Source organism: Arthrobacter sp. H41 (assembly GCF_000520535.1).
Classification (GTDB): domain Bacteria; phylum Actinomycetota; class Actinomycetes; order Actinomycetales; family Micrococcaceae; genus Arthrobacter_D.
The window spans coordinates 4,284-8,219 of record NZ_KI914826.1; the positions used below are offsets into that span (position 1 = coordinate 4,284).

Consider the following 3,936-nt stretch of genomic DNA (forward strand, 5'->3'; position numbering starts at 1 on the left):
ATGGCTGCTTCACCCCCGGAATAGCAGCCATAGCCGCTTAATCAGCGAGGGGGAGGTGCTTGCCGGGCATGCTTCCGTCGAAAGCACCGTTGCGCGGCGACTTCCGTGAGAAGAGTTGAGCGCACTGGACTCAAGGCGATTTGAACGGTGAGCGCCTCGCCCGTATACTTGAGTGCAGAACGCTCAATCTACGCGTCCATCTGTTGGATGGAGCTTGAGTGCTCCTCCCAAACAGGGCTTTCGAAAGGAAAATTGCATGTCACGTGCAGTAGGCATTGACCTCGGAACCACCAACTCGGTCGTCTCGGTCCTTGAGGGTGGCGAGCCCACCGTCATTGCGAACGCCGAGGGCGCCCGCACCACGCCGTCGATCGTCGCCTTCTCCAAGTCGGGCGAAGTGCTGGTCGGCGAGATCGCCAAGCGCCAGGCCGTCAACAACATCGACCGCACCATCGCTTCCGTCAAGCGCCACATGGGCACTGACTGGAGTGTCAAGGTCGACGACAAGAAGTACACCGCGCAGGAAATCTCGGCCCGTACCCTTCAGAAGCTGAAGACCGACGCAGAAAGCTACCTCGGCGAAAAAGTCACCGACGCCGTCATCACGGTTCCGGCCTACTTCAACGACGCCGAGCGCCAGGCCACGAAGGAGGCCGGCGAGATCGCGGGCCTCAAAGTCCTGCGCATCGTCAATGAGCCGACTGCTGCCGCGCTCGCCTACGGCCTGGACAAGGGCAAGGAAGACGAACTCATCCTCGTCTTCGACCTCGGTGGCGGAACGTTCGACGTCTCCCTGCTCGAAGTCGGCAAGGACGAAGACGCATTCTCGACCATCCAGGTCCGCTCGACCTCCGGCGACAACCGCCTCGGCGGTGACGACTGGGATCAGCGCGTCGTCGACTACCTGCTCGCGCAGGCCAAGGCGAAGGGCGCCGATCTGTCGAAGGACAAGATCGCACTCCAGCGCCTGAAGGAAGCAGCCGAGCAGGCCAAGAAGGAATTGTCCTCGGCCACCTCCACCAACATCTCGCTGCAGTACCTCTCGGTCACTGCGGACGGCCCCGTCCACCTCGACGAGCACCTGTCGCGCGCCAAGTTCCAGGACCTCACCAAGGACCTGCTCGACCGCACCAAGAAGCCGTTCAAGGACGTCATCGCTGAAGCCGGCATCAAGGTCGCCGACATCGACCACATCGTCCTCGTCGGTGGCTCGACCCGCATGCCCGCAGTGAGCGAGCTCGTCAAGGAACTCGCCGGCGGCAAGGAGCCCAACAAGGGCGTCAACCCCGATGAAGTCGTCGCCGTCGGCGCCGCCCTCCAGGCCGGTGTGCTGAAGGGTGAGCGCAAGGACGTCCTGCTGATCGACGTCACCCCGCTGTCCCTCGGCATCGAGACCAAGGGTGGCATGATGACCAAGCTCATCGAGCGCAACACCGCCATCCCCACCAAGCGGAGCGAGACCTTCACGACGGCGGACGACAACCAGCCGTCCGTGGCCATCCAGGTCTTCCAGGGTGAGCGCGAGTTCACCCGCGACAACAAGCCGCTGGGCACCTTCGAATTGACCGGTATCGCACCAGCCCCCCGCGGGGTTCCCCAGGTCGAGGTCACCTTCGACCTCGACGCCAACGGCATCGTGCACGTGTCCGCGAAGGACAAGGGCACCGGCGCAGAGCAGTCGATGACCATCACCGGTGGAACGGCGCTTTCGAAGGAAGACATCGACCGCATGGTCCGCGAAGCTGAAGAGCACGCAGCCGAGGACAAGACGCGCCGCGAAGCAGCAGACACCCGCAACGGTGCCGAGCAGCTGGCCTACTCCGTGGACAAGCTGATTTCCGACAACTCGGACAAGCTGCCCGAGGAGGTCAAGACCGAGGTCCAGGCCGACGTCGACGCCCTCAAGAAGGCGCTGGAGTCCCAGGACAACGACGCCGAGGTCAAGACTGCTTTCGAGAAGCTGCAGGCCTCACAGTCGAAGCTGGGCGAAGCGATCTACGCCTCTGCCCAGCAGGAAGCCGGCCAGTCCGGCTCGGACGGCCCTGCAAATGACGAGTCCGCTTCCGCGGGCGCCGACGAGGATATTGTTGACGCCGAGGTCGTAGACGAAGACACCAGCGAAAAGAAGTAATCATGCCGCACCACGGAAACGAAGAAGAGCATCAGTCGGAACCGGTGAGTTTTCGCGACAACCGCAAGATTGACCCTGAAACGGGCAAGGTCCGTGGGCAGCAGAACGACGCCGGCGACCCGGCACCGGAAACCCCGGTGACCGGGGCGGCGGGTTCCTCGTCGGTGCCCGACCCTGACGCGCTGGACGGCGAGGTGCTCGACGCCGAATCGTCAGCCGCGCAGGATAAGGCGGACGGCGATGCCCTCGCCCAGGCAGAAGCGATCCTCAACGAGGCAGGCGCCGACGGCGGGTCCAACCCGGCGGTCGACGTGGTCGCCGAGCTTCGCGACGACCTGCTCCGGCTGCAGGCCGAGTACGTCAACTACCGCCGCCGGGTCGAGCGTGACCGCGATGTCGCCCGGGACCAGGCAGTGATCGGTGTTCTCAACTCGCTGATGCCCGTACTCGATGACATCGACGCGGCGCGCCAGCACGGTGACCTGGCCGAGGGTCCCTTCGCGGCGATCGCGGGCAAGCTCGAAAACGTCCTCAAGGCGTATGAGCTGAACCGCATCGACGAGACCGGAGTGGCTTTCGACCCGAACATCCACGAGGCACTGATGCAGCAGCCCAGCGCGGAGGTCACGACGGACAGCGTGAACCAGATCCTCCGTGCGGGCTACCGCAAGGGGGAGCGCGTCCTTCGGGCCGCCCAGGTGATCGTCGCAGTGCCGGAGTAGTTGCTAACCCGCGTGGGGCAGTCTTGCCGGGCCAACGAAATTCCTTCGCTCGCAGAGCTCGCTTCGGAATATTGAAGGCCCTACACAAGACGGCCCCACCCGGGTGGTCGTCGCCTCGGTACCGTTGGTGCCACAGCCCAACAGAATTTTGAACGCAAAAGGAAAAGGAGACACCAATTGGCTAGTCAGGATTGGGTCGATAAGGATTTCTACAAGATCCTCGGTGTCTCCAAAGACGCATCCGATACCGATATCAAAAAGGCGTACCGGAAGCTTGCGCGCAAGCACCACCCTGACCAGAACGGTGGGGACGCCGGCTCGGAGCGCATGTTCAAGGATGTCTCCGAGGCCTACTCGGTCCTCTCCGATGCTGAGGAGCGTCAGCAGTACGACGCAATCCGCGCCATGGGTGGGGGAGCGAGGTTCTCCGCTGGAGGGGCAGGCGGCGGAGGACAGGCCGGCGGGTTCGAGGACGTCTTCGGCAACCTCTTCGGGCAGGGTGCCGGGCCCCGGACCCGTGGCGGCGCACGCGGCTCCAACGGCTACAGCAACCTGCCGCCTGAATTCGCCGATCTGTTCGGCGGCGGCGGCGGCGGCGGTTTCTCCGGAGGTTTCCAGCCCCCGCCTCGCAAGGGCGCCGACCGCACGGCGAGCACCACCATCTCCTTCGCCGGTGCAATTCGGGGAACCACTGTCGGCCTGCGTGAACCATCCGGTGAGCAGATTGACGTGCGCATCCCCGCCGGCATCAAGGAGGGCCAGAAAGTGCGCGTGCGCGGCAAGGGCCAGACCGGTCCTGCCGGCACGGGAGACCTCATGGTCACCGTGCACGTCAAGGACCACCCGTTCTTCCAGCGGGACGGCAATGACATCCGCGTGCATGTGCCCGTCACCTTCCCCGAGGCCGCCCTGGGTGCGCAGATCGAGGTGCCCACCCTGTCGGGTGACCTGGTCAGGATGAAAGTGCCCGCGGGAACGCCCTCCGGCCGCACCCTGCGGCTGAAGGGCCGCGGGGTCTCGACCGCCAAGGCCGCAGGGGACCTGTTGGTCACGATCGACGTCGTGGTCCCCCAAAACCTGTCG

General features: G+C 64.6%; 3 protein-coding genes. All 3 read left to right on the forward strand.

All coding sequences use genetic code 11. From position 1 onward, the window contains the following. The first annotated feature begins 256 nt into the window (after positions 1-256). The gene (dnaK, locus tag Y705_RS0114305; protein WP_026533351.1) at positions 257-2,131 is read left to right on the forward strand and encodes a molecular chaperone DnaK; all 1,875 of its coding nucleotides are present in this window, start codon (positions 257-259) and stop codon (positions 2,129-2,131) included. Positions 2,132-2,133: 2 nt separating this feature from the next. After that, the gene (locus tag Y705_RS0114310) at positions 2,134-2,853 is read left to right on the forward strand and encodes a nucleotide exchange factor GrpE (RefSeq protein ID WP_026533352.1); all 720 of its coding nucleotides are present in this window, start codon (positions 2,134-2,136) and stop codon (positions 2,851-2,853) included. Between the two features lie 177 nt (positions 2,854-3,030). After that, positions 3,031-3,936 (forward strand): DnaJ C-terminal domain-containing protein (locus tag Y705_RS0114315; protein ID WP_026533353.1); only part of this gene is annotated, 906 nt, incomplete at its 3' end.